Below are 14,008 nucleotides of genomic sequence, written 5' to 3' on the forward strand. Positions count from 1 at the left end.
GCGGGCTCTTTTCGGTTAGCGAAAAACGACGGCAATCGTGATTGACAGTCCTGGCGCTGGCGGCCAGCATGATTCGTATGACGAATACTTATTCGATATGCGAAAAAATGTCCAGCCGCCCGGCAGCCGATCGTAGCGAGGCGCGGGCATGAAGATCGGCGCGCAAACTCACCGCACGTCGTCGATCTCTACGTCGAACGAGGAAACCATCCTCGTGCGCGGTCAGGATTTGTGCGAGGACCTCATCGGACGAATCTCTTTTACGGATCATGTATGGCTACTGGTTACTGGAGCGTTACCCGACCAGGCGCAGGCTCGAGTGCTGGACGCGGCGCTGGTCGCCATTGCCGAGCACGGTCTGGTGCCGAGCGTGCAAGTCAGCCGCATGACGCTTGCAGCCGCGCCCGAAGCACTGCAGGGGGCCGTGGCCGCGGGATTGTTGGGCTGTGGATCGGTGATACTCGGTGCCGCCGAAGATGCCGGGCGCCTGCTGCACGAAGTTGTTACGCGCGCCGCCGGCCCCAGCTCGACCGACTCCAGGTCAATTAAAGACGCCGCGGTCGAAATCATCCGTCAGTATCGCAGCGAGCGACGCGCCATTCCCGGCTACGGCCATCCGCTGCATAAAGGTTATGACCCGCGCGCGCGGCGCTTGCTCGAAGTGGCGGCAGAAGCGGGAACGAGCGGCCGTCACATCGAAGCCGCACGGGTCATCGATGCCGTGTTGCCCGAGATCACCGGCAAGCCGCTGGCCCTGAATATCAGCGGCGCGATTCCGGCGATTCTGCTGGACGCCGGCTATCCATTGCTTGCGATGCGAGGGGTGCCGCTGCTCGCGCGCACCGCCAGTCTCATTGCGCATCTGTTGGAAGAGCGCTCGCGTCCGATCGGCTTCGTGATGTCGCACGCGGCGGCATCGGCCATTGAATACGACGGGCCGAAGCCGGACGGCTTCGTGGCCACCGATCAGTAGAGAATCATCATGCAGTCCGTGCTCTCCGGCATCCGTATCGTCGAGCAAGGCACCTTCATCACCGGGCCGTGCGCCGGGATGATGCTGGCGGACCTTGGCGCCGATGTGATCAAGATCGAGAGTCCCACGGGCGATCCCTATCGCAGCTACCAGGGTGGCCAGTTCTCGCCGCACTTCCAGGCGTACAACCGCAACAAGCGCAGCCTGGTGCTGGATCTGCATCAGACATCCGACCGCGACTCGTTCGACGCGCTGATTGGCAAGGCGGATGTTTATATTCAGAACTTCAGGCCCGGCACCGCTGAGCGGCTCGGCGCGGGCGTGCAACGATTGCATGAGTTGAATCCACGCCTGGTGTACTGCTCCATCAGCGGCTTCGGGTCGAGCGGGCCCTACAAGGACCGGCCGAGTTACGACTCGGTGGCGCAGGCGCTCAGCGGCTTTCTCAGCGTGGTGGTCGATCGCGATCGCCCGCGGTTTCTCGGGCCAGCACTGGCCGACGCCATCACCGGCATTTACGCGGCGTTCGGTGTGCTGGGTGCGTTGCTGGAAAGATCGCGCACGGGGCGTGGCCGGCATGTCGAAATTTCCATGCTCGAAGCCATGGCGCATTTCGCGATCGAGCCGTTCGCGGCATTCTTCGCCTTGAATGAAGTGCCGACATCCAGCGATCGGCCGCGGCTCGCGCAGGCATACATCCTGCGCACCAAGGGCGAGGAGTTGATCGCGATTCATCTGTCGTCCATCGAGAAATTCTGGCAGGGCCTGGTCACCGCGCTGGACAGCGAACGGTTGAGCAACGACGAACGGTTTCGCACGCGGCAAGGGCGCATCGATCACTACGAGGCGCTGGGCGCCGAGCTCGATGCATTGTTTTCGCGGCATCCCTTACAGCACTGGGCCGAAGCGCTCGAACGCAACGATGTGCCGTTCGCGCCGATCAATCGCATCGATCAAGTCGTCGAGGATCCGCAGGTGCGGCACCTCGGCCTCATCGTGCCAGTGGCCTCGGCCAATGGCGGCAAGCATGCGGTGCGGCCGGCCGTGCAGTTCGACGGCGTGAAATGGCAAGAAGTGAGATCCGCGCCGCTGCTGAACGAGCACGGCGCGGCAATTCGTAAGGCCCTCGCCGCGAGCGAGGGTTGGCCCGATGCCGCGGAGGTATCGGCGTTGGCTTGAGGTGACTGGTCCAAAGTCGATTACGACGCTGCCGGCTAGCTTCGCGAACAAGAGGCGGCCGGGGAGTCAGGGGGAGCTGTGATGACTACCATGCGACGGGGGCGGGTGCTGGTGCTGGCTGGCGCGTCGACGGCATTTTTCATGGTGCCGTTCGACGTTCCAGCTCAGGATCAGACCCAGAATCAGGCAAGAGTGCAGGGCACCGAATCGAGTCTCGAGGAAGTGATCGTATCGGCACGCAAACGTGAGGAGTCGGTGCTCGACGTACCGGTGGCCATCAACGTGTTCACGGCCGCCGACATTGAAGCGGCCGGCATCGAGCGGCCGCAGGACTTCATCGATCTGACGCCCAACATGAGCCTGGTGCAGACCCAGAATCAGGGCACGTCGTTCGTGACGGTGCGTGGCATCTCCCAGGCGCGCAACAGCGAGCCTTCGGTGGCCGTGCTCATCGACGGCGTGTTGATGGTGAATCCCTCGCAGTTCAACCAGGAACTGGTGGACATCGAGAGTATTCAAGTCCTGAAAGGGCCGCAGGGCGCGCTCTACGGCCGCAATGCCATCGGTGGCGCGATCATCGTCAATACGCGTCGGCCCACCGACACGTTCGAAAGCAGCATCACTGCGGGCTACGAATCCGGCCCGGGGCAGCGCCTGCGCGGCAATATCAGCGGCCCGATCACCGACACGCTCAGATATCGCGTGTCGGCTTCTTATTTCGAAACGGACGGCTACATCGACAATGCCTTTCTGGGCGAGGAAGCCGATCCGTTCCGGGATGTATCGACGCGTGCTCGGTTGCTGTGGGAACCTTCGGACAAGTTCACCGCGGACTTGCGGTTCAGCTCGTCACAGGTCGATACCCAGGCGCTGTACTTCAACATCACCGAAAGCGTCAATGACACCAGCCTGCCGGTGCGTGTGAACAATCCCGGCGTGAATACTCGAGACATGTACGGCGTATCGCTGAAGATGGACTACGAGACCGATGCCGGCACGATCACCTCCGTGACTTCCTACGACACGTTGAAGGAGTTGCTGACCGGCGATCAGTTCAACTTCCTGCCGATTCCCGAGTCGGTACTGTTCCAGTTCTTCGGTGCGGACCAGGCGCAGCATCAGTTTCTGGACGTCGAGGCGGTCAGCCAGGAGTTGCGCTTTACCTCGCCAGCGGATCGAGCGGTGCGCTGGATCGCGGGCGTGTACGGCATCACCACCGATCGATTTATTTCGACGGGTAACGTGTTCGACCTGGGGACCGGCGTGGTGCCGCAAGTGCGCCGCCAGCCGTTGCCACTGTTCGCTCCGCAGTTCACGTATCTCGCGGACTCGCAAGACAACTTCGCGTGGGCCGTGTTCGGCAACGTCGATATCGACCTCACGCCGCGCTTGGAAATGTCGCTGGCGTTGCGCTACGACCGCGACGAACGTGAGAACACCACCGAAACGCCGGCGGAGTTCATTCCCGCGGGGCTGGCCGGCGTTGCCTTCCCTGGACAGGTGCGCAAGGAGACCTGGGACGAGTGGCAGCCGAAGATCACGCTGCGTTACAAGCCTACGGACGACTCGATGGTCTACGCTGGTTATAGCGTCGGTTTCCGCAGCGGCGGTTTCAACCAGACCGGCGTGGGCGCGGCCGGCATCGCAGGCATTGATGACCTGTTCGATGCGGAGACGGCGGACACCTATGAAATCGGCGCCAAGGCCGAATTCTTCGATCGCCGCTTGAGCGCGAACCTGAACCTTTACTACACGCGTGCCGAGGGCTCGTACTTCTTTGTGTTCGATCCCAACACCAGCACGCAGAATCTGGGCAACCTGGAGCGGGTGGACTACCAGGGCGTGGAGCTGGAGTTCAAGGCGCGGCTCGGCGCGGGATTCGATGCTTATCTGGGTCTCGGATACACCGACAGCGAGATCAAGGAGTCCAGCCGGGCGCCGACCGACGTGGGCAATCAGGCGCCGTTGGTGTCCGAGTACAGCGCGAACCTTGGCCTGCAGTATCGGCGGCCGCTCAGCGATGCGCTGAGCGTGTTCGTGCGCACGGATCTCGAAGCCATCGGGCCGACCTGGTTCTATCCGGACAACTTCACCGAGCGAGATCCGGTGGAACTGGTCAATGCGCGCATCGGACTGGAGGGCGGCGCGTGGTCGGCAACGGTGTGGGCGAAGAACCTCACCGACGAGGAGTACAACGCCGAATGGTCGCCGGGCCCGCAGTTCTTCCCGAATCCCGGTTACACCAACAACTTCGTTTTCAAGGCGCTGCCCAGGCGCTGGGGTATCGATTTAACCTACCGATTCTAGTCGAACGTGCCTCAGCCCCATTTGACCGGAATCATCAGGAGCACGACCATGGCCACCACTCACAAGTTGCCTTCGCGATTGCACCACACGGCTTACGTATCCAAGAACCTCGAAGCGACCCGCCAGTTCTATGAGGACGTGATCGGACTGCCGCTGATGGCGGCCTGGTGCGAGTCGGACGAGTTGTTCGGCGCCGAGCGCACCTACTGTCACCTGTTCTTCGGGCTCGGCGATGGCAGCGCGCTGGCGTTCTTCCAGTTCGCGCGGCCTGAAGACCAGGCACTGTTCGGGCCGAAGATGCCCGAGACTCCCTTCCATCACGTGGCACTGAAAGTCGATGCGGACGTGCAGAAGGGCATCGAGCAGCGGCTGCGTGCCGCCGGTTACGTCGAGCCGAAGATGTATGTGCTCGAACATGGCTACTGTCGCTCGCTGTACGCGGTCGATCCCGACGGCATGATCGTCGAGTTCACTGTCGATCATCCCGAGGTGGAGCAGATCAACGCCGCGCGCCGGGCCGACGCGCATGCCGAGCTGAAGCGCTGGCTGGCCGGCGATCACCGCTCCAACAATATGTTCCGCTGAGCCGGAGACCGGGCATTGAAAACCAGTCGCGATCGGATCCTGGTGACGCTCGTTGGCAGCTTGCCACGTTCGCAAGCAGTCACGGATGTGCTGTTTGCGCGCGAACGTGGCGAATCCCTCGACGAGTCTGCCGCCAGCGCAACGATTGCCGACGCCGTGAAGGACGCTGTTGCCCGGCAGGTGGCGAGCGGCGTGGACGTCGTCAGCGATGGCGAGATGAGCAAGATCAGTTACGCCACCTACATCAAGAACCGGCTGACAGGATTCGCGGGTGATACGCCGCGCGAGCCGGGTCAGGATCTGGTGGAGTTTCCGCGCATCTTGCAGCGTCTCGCCGCGACCGGTGCGACGGCGAAGTACACACGGCCGCGCTGCGTGTCCGAGATTCGAGTCAGCGACCTGCGGCCGGCTTACACCGACGTGGCCAATCTCAACGCGGCGCTGGCTGCGTCCAAGCCCGTGGAAGGTTTTCTGAACGCGGCTTCGCCCGGCGTGATCGCGCTGTTTCAGCCCAACGACTTCTACAGCTCGCAGGATGCCTATCTCGAAGCCGTCGCCGAAGCGATGCGCGCCGAATACGAGCTGATCACCAGCTCCGGGTTGCTGGTGCAGATCGATGCGCCGGACCTGGCAATGGGCCGCCATACCATGTATCGCAACGATACGGTTCAGGACTTCCTGAGCAGCGCTGCGCGCCACATCGAAGTGTTGAACCACGCGCTTCGCAATGTTTCCGCCGATCGTGTCCGCATGCACGTGTGCTGGGGCAACTATGAGGGACCGCATCACCACGACGTGCCGCTCGAGCAGCTGCTGCCCATCGTCGTGAAGGCGAAAGTGCAGGCGCTGTTGATCGAAGGCGCCAACCCGCGCCACGAGCACGAGTGGGCGGTGTTTCGCGATCAGCTGCTGCCCGATGACAAGGTGCTCATCCCTGGTGTGATCAGCTCCACGACCAACTACATCGAGCATCCGCTGCTGGTCGCCGAGCGCTTGTGCCGCTATGCCGATGTGGTCGGGCGTGAACGGGTCATGGCGGGCACCGATTGTGGTTTTGGCACGTTTGCAGGCTTTGGCCCGGTCGATCCCGACGTGGCTTATCTGAAGCTGAAGTCGCTGGCCGACGGGGCCGCCATGGCATCGGAGCGGTTGTGGGGGCGGCGCTGAGCGAGGATCGATTCATCGACGTCGATGGAGCGACATTGCGCGTGCGCAGTGCAGGTGAGGGGTCTGCGGTCGTGCTGGTACACGGTTGGGCGCTCGATCTCGATATGTGGCGCGCGCAGATTGAGCGTCTTTCGCATTGGTACCGCGTCATCGCCTTCGACCGGCGGGGCTTCGGACAATCCACGGGCGAACCGGGAATCGAGCGAGACGTGCTCGACATCGATCGCGTGTTGGAGCGGTTCGATATCGAGCATGCGGCCATGGTCGGCATGTCGCAGGGAGCGCGCGTGGCGCTGCGTTGGGCGCTGAGACATCCGCAGCGGACGTCGTGCCTGGTGCTCGATGCGCCGCCTGCGGAAGGCTTGCCTCGCCCGCCCGGAGGCGAGGAGATTCCTATCGACGACTATCGCGAGCTGCTTCGCCGCGAGGGCATCGATGCGTTTCGACGACTGTGGCTACAGCATCCTTACATGCAATTGCATTCGGACGATGTGAGTGCGCGACAGCTGTTGCGGGAGATCGTGGATCGTTACCCGGCGAAGGATCTGCTGATGCAGCAGCGGCCGTTCTCATCGCCCGTCGAAGCGCGTGATCTGCGGCGTCTGCCGGTTCCGACCCTGGTCCTCAGTGGAGAATACGACTCGCCGCAGCGGCGTTCGATTGCGAAGCTGCTGGCGGAGACGATTCAGAATGCTCGGTTGCACACAATCGCCGGGGCCGGGCACCTCGCGGCCCTGGATGCGCCGGATTTGTACACACGGACCTTGCACGGATTCTTTTCCAGCCAGGCGGCCCGGGCCGCTGGCATCGGTTGACGGGAGACGCAAATGGCCAGAGTGGGTGTGATCGTCGGAAGCCTGCGCAAGGGTGCTTACACCCGGCAGATGGCGGGTGCGCTGAAGGAGCTCGCGCCGGAGGGCATGGAGCTGTTCGATATCGAGATCGGCGACCTGCCGCTCTATAACGAGGACCTCGAAACGGACGACCCGCCGGCACAGTGGACGCGGTTCAGGCAGCAGGTGCAAGGGGCGGACGGCATCGTGTTCGTCACCCCGGAATACAATCGCAGCATCCCCGGCGCGCTGAAGAATGCGCTGGATGTCGGCTCCCGCCCGTGGGGCAAGAGCTCATGGGACGGCAAGCCCGCGGCGGTGGTGGGCCAGAGTCCCGGCGCGCTCGGTGGCATGGCTGCGGCCCATCACCTGCGCCAGGTGATGCTGGCCGTGAACCTCGCCGCCATGCCTCATCCCGAAGCCTACATTCCCCTGGTGGCGGGTTTGTTCGACCAGAATGGCCGGCTGCAGGACCCGCAGGCCCGGGAGTTCATCGGCGGATTCCTGCGCGCCTTCCAGGCGTGGCTGGCGCGGTTTGCGCCAACACCGCCCCCGCGTTGATGCATGTTGATGCGTCATTATGACGCGCATCACAGTTATGGGCCCCTGCCGGGCCCGCTGGTTCCACAGTGTGAGAGAGGTAGCAGGCGCAGCGTGCAACGCGTACCATCCTTAGGCGGGTATTCTCGGTAATAAACAAGCTGTCTCATTTGCGCGCGCGCGCAGAAGAAGGACTGCACCATGAAAACAGCCTCGGGGGGCGGCCGGCTATTGGCCGCGGTGTTTGCTTTTGGGTTGACTTGGGCCGGCCTGTGCTCGTCGCAGGACGCTCAGGAGCCGGCGGTCACGAGCTTCATCAAGCCTTCGCCGGACCGGCAGTGCGACGAGCACAACCGTTCCTGGAAAGTGACCAGCGAGCACACTTATCGCAGCATCAAAGTGGTGGTGCGCTGGAACGCCGTGGGCGCCAAGGAAATGCAGGAGGAGTTCATCCTCGCGCCTGGCGCGACCCGCGCGTTGGGCTGCGCCGCGCAGCTCGAGGTCGTTTCGGCCGAGATCATGGAGTTCTAGCCCAGCCCGCCGACTCCTTTCAGAACCGGTAACCGAGCCCGACGAACAGCTCTTCCTGCAGGGTGCGTTCTCCCATCCCCTCGGTCAGGTCGAACTCGAACCAACGCATGCCGCCGAACACTGTGACCTGATCCGCCAGGGCGAGCTCCACGCGCGCGCCCAGGTCGGTGAGGTTGTCGGCGGAGCCGAAGGTGAGAATGTCGGGTGCGTAGTACGCATGTCCGGCAATGGCCAGCCCCATGCGTTCGATCAACACATAGCGCAACTGCGCACCGATGCTTACCGACATCACGTCGTTGTTCTCGTCCTCCAGCAAGGCCGCGTACACCTGCGGACCCAGCAGCAGCGACAGCCGTCCGATGTTCAGGTCGGCGGGAAATGACAGGCCGGCGCTGATCACGATGTCTCGCTCCTCGCTCAGGAAGAACGCGCCGAACAGTCGACCGTCATCCACGCCCACGGGGTTGGCGCCGGTCTCATAGCGCAATTGGAAGGTGTCGTTGCTGAGCGCGACCTCGGCGCTGGAGGTGTCGCCCTCGCTCTGCGCTGCCGCAACATCGGTCATCAGTGCGCACAACATACCGAGGGCAATCGTAGAAGCGGTAAGTGTTTTGATCATAGGAACCCCTTGCCGGCTGGAGGTGACATTGCACGCGCATAAGGCAATGACTTGCGAATGGAAATGTTCCGTTTCGCGACACCCGGCGGTCAGCTTGTAACTTCGGGAGTGACCTTCCGATCATTGCATTCGCGCGCACAGGGGCATCTACTGTCATTTATTCGCGGCCGCCGAGCGGCGCGTCGCGAAACATTCCAATGTGCTGCGCATCAACGCACTGAATCCGGGGAGAAGTCCATGCAACGCCGTGAGTTCATGAGTTCGGCGCTGGCCGCTGGTTCGCTGGCCGCGTTCAAGTTCACCTCTGCGCTGTCACGTTCCGGGCCGATTCCCGACATCGTGGCGATTACTTCCGACGGCGCTGATATCACGCTGCGCGGTGCTGAGGTTCTGGACCTTGCCAAGCGATTGCAGGGACAACTGCTGTTGGCCGGCGATCCCGGATACGACGAAGCCCGGTACTTGTGGAATCCATCGTTCAACAAACATCCCGCCCTCGTCGTGCAACCCGTCGATGTCCCGGACATCCAGGCCGCAGTGAGCTTCGCGCGCGAGCACAACTTGCTGCTCGCGGTGAAATGCGGTGGCCATAGTCACTCCGGTCAATCGACCTGCGATCGCGGCATGCAGATACACCTCAGCAAATTCCGCGGTGCGCACGTGGACGCGGCGGCACGGCGCGTTTCGGTGAAGGGCGGTACATTGTTGGGCCAGGTCGATCGAGCGACGATGGCACACGGACTGGTGACGCCTTTGGGTACCGTTTCTCATACCGGCGTGGGCGGTCTGACGCTCGGCGGCGGTTTTGGCCGCCTCGCGCGGCGCTTCGGCATGTCGATCGACAATCTCGAATCGATGGACGTGGTGACGGCCGATGGAGAGCTGCGGCACGCGAGCAACCGGGAAAATCAGGATCTCTTCTGGGGATTGCGCGGTGGCGGCGGCAACTTCGGCATCGTCACCCAGTTCGAGTTCAAGCTGCATCCCATGCAACGGCAGGTAATCGCCGGCTGGTTGCGCTTCCCGATCACCAAAGCCCGCGATGTGCTCACAGTGTTTGCGGACTATGCGGCCACGGCACCCGACGACTTGTACATCCAGCCCATCATCACGTTGCCACCCGGAGGCGCTCCTGGCATGGCCGAGATGGAGGTCGGCTACTGCGGGCCGGTGAAAGATGCAGAACGTGCGCTCGCGCCTGTTCGCAAGATTGGCACGCCGCTCAGCGATTCCATCAAAGCGATGGACTATGTCGAGTTGCAGCGCTCCGGCGATACTTCCGACCCGCGCGCGGTGGCAACCTATCTCAAAGGCGGATTCGTTACCTCGCTGCCGGATGATCTCATCGCCGCATTGGTGGATGGGCTGGAAGGCGACCCGCGTCGAGCCACTGCGGTGTTCTTCCAGCAGTGCGGCGGGGCCTGCTCGCGAGCGCCGGAGGATGCGACTGCTTTCGCAAATCGAGATGCGCTGGCCAACATGATGACCCTGAGTGGTTGGTCCTCGGGTGCATCCGACAGCGCCGAGCACATCGCGGCGACGCGGCGCTATTGGTCGACGCTCGAGAAATTCACTCGCGGCTTCTATGTCAACGACATCGCACGAGAAGCGACCGCGCGTGACGTCAACTCCAACTATCGCGGCAACTATGCTCGCCTGGTGGCGCTCAAGACCAAATACGATCCGTCCAACCTGTTTCGTCTGAACGCGAATGTGCAGCCCGACCGGGCGAAGAGAGTCACGAGCCGCGTGTGAAACCGCAGCGCTCGGACGATTGAAGCAGGCCGAGGTGGTTGACTTGGCGAGCGAGTGACCAGCAACCCATGCGAGGCGCGCTCGGCAGCGAGCGCGCCTCGCTGATCGTCACGAGTAGTAACGTTCGCCCTTGGCCGCCTTGGCGCGCAGGCTCTCGGGAACGGAATAATGGCCGCCGAGTCGTGCGTAGCGGTCGCTCAGTTCCACGACCTTCTGCAGGCCCAGCCAGTCCGCATACTTGAGCGCGCCACCGAGATAGCGCGGCAAGCCGAGTCCGAGCAGCAGCGCCATGTCCAGTTCTTCCGGCGTGCCCACGACACCGTCTTCGAGACACCAGGCCGACTCGGCAATCATCGCGAGCATCATGCGCTCGACGATCTCGTTCGCCGGCAGCTCGCGTTTACCCGAAGGCTGCGCGGCGGCAATCAACTCGTAAGTGTCATCGGCGCGCTGCTTGATCGGCTTGCCGGCCGGATCGGACTCGTACTTGTAGAAGCCCATGCCGGTCTTCTGGCCGAGGCGGCCGCGCTCCGCCAGCAAACGCACCGCATCCGGCGTCTGGCTGCGCTGCAGACGCTGCGGAAAGCCAGTGGAAATGATGTCGAACACGTGCGTGCCGGTATCCATGCCGATGACATCGTTGAGATATGCCGGGCCCATGGGCCAGCCGAACTGTTCCATCACCTGATCGATGACGGCGAAATCCACGCCTTCGCCGACCAGCTGCAGGAATGCGAGCATGTAGGGAGTGAGCACGCGGTTTACCAGGAAGCCCGGCCCGTCCTTCACGACGATAGGCGTCTTGCCCATGGCGGTGGCGTAACCCACCACCGCGGCGATGGCGGTTTCGCCAGTCTTCGTGCCGCGCACGACTTCCACCAGCGGCATGATCGGCGCGGGGTTGAAGAAGTGCATGCCGATGAAATTTTCCGGTCGCGCCAGCGGCTTCGCCAGATCGTCGATGCGCAGGCTGGAAGTGTTGGATGCGATGATCGCATCCGGTCGCGCTTTCGATTCCACCTCGCGCAACACGGCGTGCTTGATCTCGATCTTTTCGACCACGGCTTCGATGATCACATCGGGCCGGTCGAAGTTCTCGTAGCCGAGCTGCGGCGTGATGGCAGCGAGCACGCCGTCGGCCTTCTCCTGTTTCATTCGCCCGGCCGATACCTGCTTGCCGAGCAGCTTTTTCGCTTCGCTCATGCCCAGGTCGAGCTGCTTCTGATTGATATCTTTCATCAGCACCGGAATGCCGCGGGCCGCGCTGGCATAGCAGATGCCGCCGCCCATGATGCCCGCGCCGAGCACGGCGGCGCTCTTCACCGGGCGAGCGCGTTTGCTGATTTCCTTGGCCTGGCGCTTCAGTTGCTGTTCGCTGAGGAAGATCTGGATCAACGAGGCCGCCGCTTGCGTCTTCGCCATGCGCACGAACTCGGCGGTTTCCAGCTGCAGCGCACCGGCTCGCGACTCGCTGATGCTCTTGGATACCAGCTGCGCGCCTGCCGAGATGGCGGGTTGATGTTGCTGCTTGGCACGAGCCGACAATTTGTCGATGGCCGATTGCAGTTGCGTGCTCGCTGCAGCGGCGCCTGGCACGGGTGCAAGCTTCACAGCGCGACGCTCGCGCCAGTTCAAGGCTCCATTCGCAGCCTTCTCCAACAAAGCCAGCGCCGCTTTGCGCAGATCGGCGGCCGGCGCGATTTCATCGATCGCTTTCGCCGCCAAGGCAGCTTGCGATGCCGAAGGTTTGCCGCTCGACAGCCACTCGATGGCGGTTTGCGGCGAAGTCAAACGGGGCAGGCGCACCGTGCCGCCGAATCCCGGAATCAAGCCGAGATTGACTTCGGGCAAGCCGACCTGCGCCGTGTCAGCCGCCACCCGGAAGTCCGCCGCAAGCGCCGCTTCGAACCCACCGCCCAAGGCGAAGCCATTGATCGCCGCCACGGTCGGGCAGGGCAGGTCTTCGATGGCGTTCATCGACTCGTTGGCCCGCGAGAACATCTGGATTACCTCGGCCTCGGGCTTGGAGAACAGCTCGATGAACTCGGTGATGTCGGCGCCGACGATGAAGAATTCCTTGGCGCTGGTCATGAGCACGCCGCGCACGTCCGTTTGTGCGGCGATTGCCTGCGCCGCTTCGCCCAGCTCGCGCATGGCGAGTTGATCCAACTTGTTGATCGAGGATGCCTCGCGGTCGAAGCACAATTCAACGAAGCCGTCCGCGATGCGCGCGGCGCGGACCGTTTTCCCTTGGTACATGATGGCCCTTCGATTGCTGCAAAAACGCTCACGCTCACGCCCGGGAGGGCGCGGCGCCTTATCTTACCTGTCGGTAAATTAGCAGCCTCGGGCGTTTCGCGCCAGGGACGGCGAGCCTGGCAAATGACAGCGCTTGATAGTGGTCAAATGCTCGATCAGGCGTTCAGTGCGCGAGGCACGCCGGGCGCTCCGAGTGGACATTCGAGTGCCGCGCGGTCCCAGTTCGCCGATATTGCCGCCGCCTCGTAAGTTGTTTGAAAGAACGACAGCAGCGTCGCGGCCGGATCGGCTGCGCTCCGGACCGTATCGTAAGGAAGCAGGTATTCGCCCAACGTGTCGCTGAACACTGCGCCCGCGGGTTGCACAGAGAACGTCTTGAACCGGTCCGAGGTTGGATAAACGTAAGAATAGAAAGAGGGATGATCCACGCCGTTGCCGCCCGGCCAGAAGCCCGCGCTGCTGACTTCGTGCGAATAGGCTTCCTGCATGACCTCCTGCGCCAAACCCGGCGCCTGGCCCGTGAACAGGGGCGCCGTTCGGCCGGAGAAGCGCGTGACGGCCAGGTCGAAACTCCCCCAGAAAAAATGCACGGGGCTGACCTTGCCGAGGAAGGCGCTGCGAAATTGTTTCATGACGTCGTCGATCTGCACCAGGGCGCGCCAGAAACGCTGTACATGCTCGGCGTCGTAGGCATTGTGAGAATGATCCTGAGAGAAGGGCACCGCGTCGGCGATTTCGCTGGGCCGCTCGTTGATCGAAACCTCCAGGTCCAACCGCCGCAGTTCCTCCATCACCGCAGCGTAGAAGTCCGCGACGGATTGTGGACGCAGAGCGATACGGCCGGTGTGGCCATCGCTCACCTCGATGCGCAGCTCATGCGCGATGAAATCGAAGGTGATATCGGCGGTGCGCTCGCCAAAGGGGACGGGGCTTGTAGTCAATCCACGGGCGGTTACATACAGCGTGACGTGCCAGCCGTGATTCACCCAAGGCGTGCGTGCGAGGCGAATCTTGCCAATGATCTGAGTCCACAGGTGCAAGGTCGCGCACGTGTCCTTCCATGCTTCGTAGGGAAGGGCCGGCCAGGCGTTGTGCTGTTGGGCGACCATGCCCGGATGTTCCTCGCGCGGTGCTGTCTCGTCAACTGCGCTTGTTTTCAAGGCCGAATCAGGAACTGTATGCGTTTGAGCCACCGAAGCGTAGTGCTGCTCGAAGGCGTCTGCATGCAGGGCATGCATTGCCGTGCAGCGTGCAAAAAGG

The 14,008-nt window shown here is 62.8% G+C and carries 12 protein-coding genes; 9 read left to right on the forward strand and 3 right to left on the reverse strand.

Going from position 1 to position 14,008, the window contains the following annotated elements; all coding sequences use genetic code 11:
- The first annotated feature begins 148 nt into the window (after positions 1–148).
- The 8 genes from VGE08_RS06010 (at position 149) to VGE08_RS06045 (ending at position 8,115) form a co-directional block, all read left to right on the forward strand.
- Positions 149–973, forward strand: a complete 825-nt coding sequence (locus VGE08_RS06010; protein ID WP_331066944.1) for a citryl-CoA lyase — start codon at positions 149–151, stop codon at positions 971–973.
- 9 nt (positions 974–982) lie between these two features.
- Positions 983–2,152, forward strand: a complete 1,170-nt coding sequence (locus tag VGE08_RS06015) for a CoA transferase (RefSeq protein ID WP_331066945.1) — start codon at positions 983–985, stop codon at positions 2,150–2,152.
- An 81-nt stretch (positions 2,153–2,233) separates the two neighbouring features.
- A complete protein-coding gene (locus VGE08_RS06020) occupies positions 2,234–4,459 on the forward strand; it encodes a TonB-dependent receptor (RefSeq protein WP_331066946.1) in 2,226 nt (741 codons plus the stop codon).
- Between the two features lie 48 nt (positions 4,460–4,507).
- Positions 4,508–5,044 (forward strand): VOC family protein, encoded by a 537-nt coding sequence (locus VGE08_RS06025; protein WP_331066947.1) that lies wholly within the window; start codon positions 4,508–4,510, stop codon positions 5,042–5,044.
- A gap of 15 nt (positions 5,045–5,059) precedes the next feature.
- Positions 5,060–6,211, forward strand: a complete 1,152-nt coding sequence (locus tag VGE08_RS06030; protein WP_331066948.1) for a cobalamin-independent methionine synthase II family protein — start codon at positions 5,060–5,062, stop codon at positions 6,209–6,211.
- The gene (locus tag VGE08_RS06035) at positions 6,196–7,026 is read left to right on the forward strand and encodes an alpha/beta hydrolase (protein WP_331066949.1); all 831 of its coding nucleotides are present in this window, start codon (positions 6,196–6,198) and stop codon (positions 7,024–7,026) included. Before VGE08_RS06030 ends, VGE08_RS06035 begins: the two co-directional genes overlap by 16 nt.
- A gap of 12 nt (positions 7,027–7,038) precedes the next feature.
- Positions 7,039–7,605 (forward strand): NADPH-dependent FMN reductase, encoded by a 567-nt coding sequence (locus VGE08_RS06040; RefSeq protein WP_331066950.1) that lies wholly within the window; start codon positions 7,039–7,041, stop codon positions 7,603–7,605.
- Positions 7,606–7,785: 180 nt separating this feature from the next.
- Positions 7,786–8,115 (forward strand): hypothetical protein, encoded by a 330-nt coding sequence (locus VGE08_RS06045; protein WP_331066951.1) that lies wholly within the window; start codon positions 7,786–7,788, stop codon positions 8,113–8,115.
- 19 nt (positions 8,116–8,134) lie between these two features.
- On the opposite strand, the gene VGE08_RS06050 is transcribed toward VGE08_RS06045, so the two are convergent.
- Positions 8,135–8,734, reverse strand: a complete 600-nt coding sequence (locus VGE08_RS06050) for a YfaZ family outer membrane protein (RefSeq protein ID WP_331066952.1) — start codon at positions 8,732–8,734, stop codon at positions 8,135–8,137.
- 237 nt (positions 8,735–8,971) lie between these two features.
- Between VGE08_RS06050 and VGE08_RS06055 the strand changes: the two genes are divergently transcribed.
- The gene (locus VGE08_RS06055; protein ID WP_331066953.1) at positions 8,972–10,489 is read left to right on the forward strand and encodes an FAD-binding oxidoreductase; all 1,518 of its coding nucleotides are present in this window, start codon (positions 8,972–8,974) and stop codon (positions 10,487–10,489) included.
- Between the two features lie 108 nt (positions 10,490–10,597).
- Here VGE08_RS06055 and fadB read toward each other — a convergent pair whose 3' ends face one another.
- Together fadB and VGE08_RS06065 are read right to left on the reverse strand one after the other, a co-directional pair.
- Complete coding sequence (fadB, locus tag VGE08_RS06060; protein WP_331066954.1) at positions 10,598–12,748, reverse strand: fatty acid oxidation complex subunit alpha FadB; 2,151 nt, start codon at positions 12,746–12,748, stop codon at positions 10,598–10,600.
- A 155-nt stretch (positions 12,749–12,903) separates the two neighbouring features.
- Positions 12,904–13,857 carry a DUF5996 family protein gene (locus VGE08_RS06065; RefSeq protein ID WP_331066955.1) on the reverse strand — a complete coding sequence of 318 codons (954 nt, stop codon included), beginning with the start codon at positions 13,855–13,857 and terminating at the stop codon, positions 12,904–12,906.
- Between the last annotated feature and the right edge of the window lie 151 nt (positions 13,858–14,008).

The organism is Steroidobacter sp. (assembly GCF_036406195.1).
Taxonomy (GTDB): Bacteria; Pseudomonadota; Gammaproteobacteria; order Steroidobacterales; family Steroidobacteraceae; genus Steroidobacter.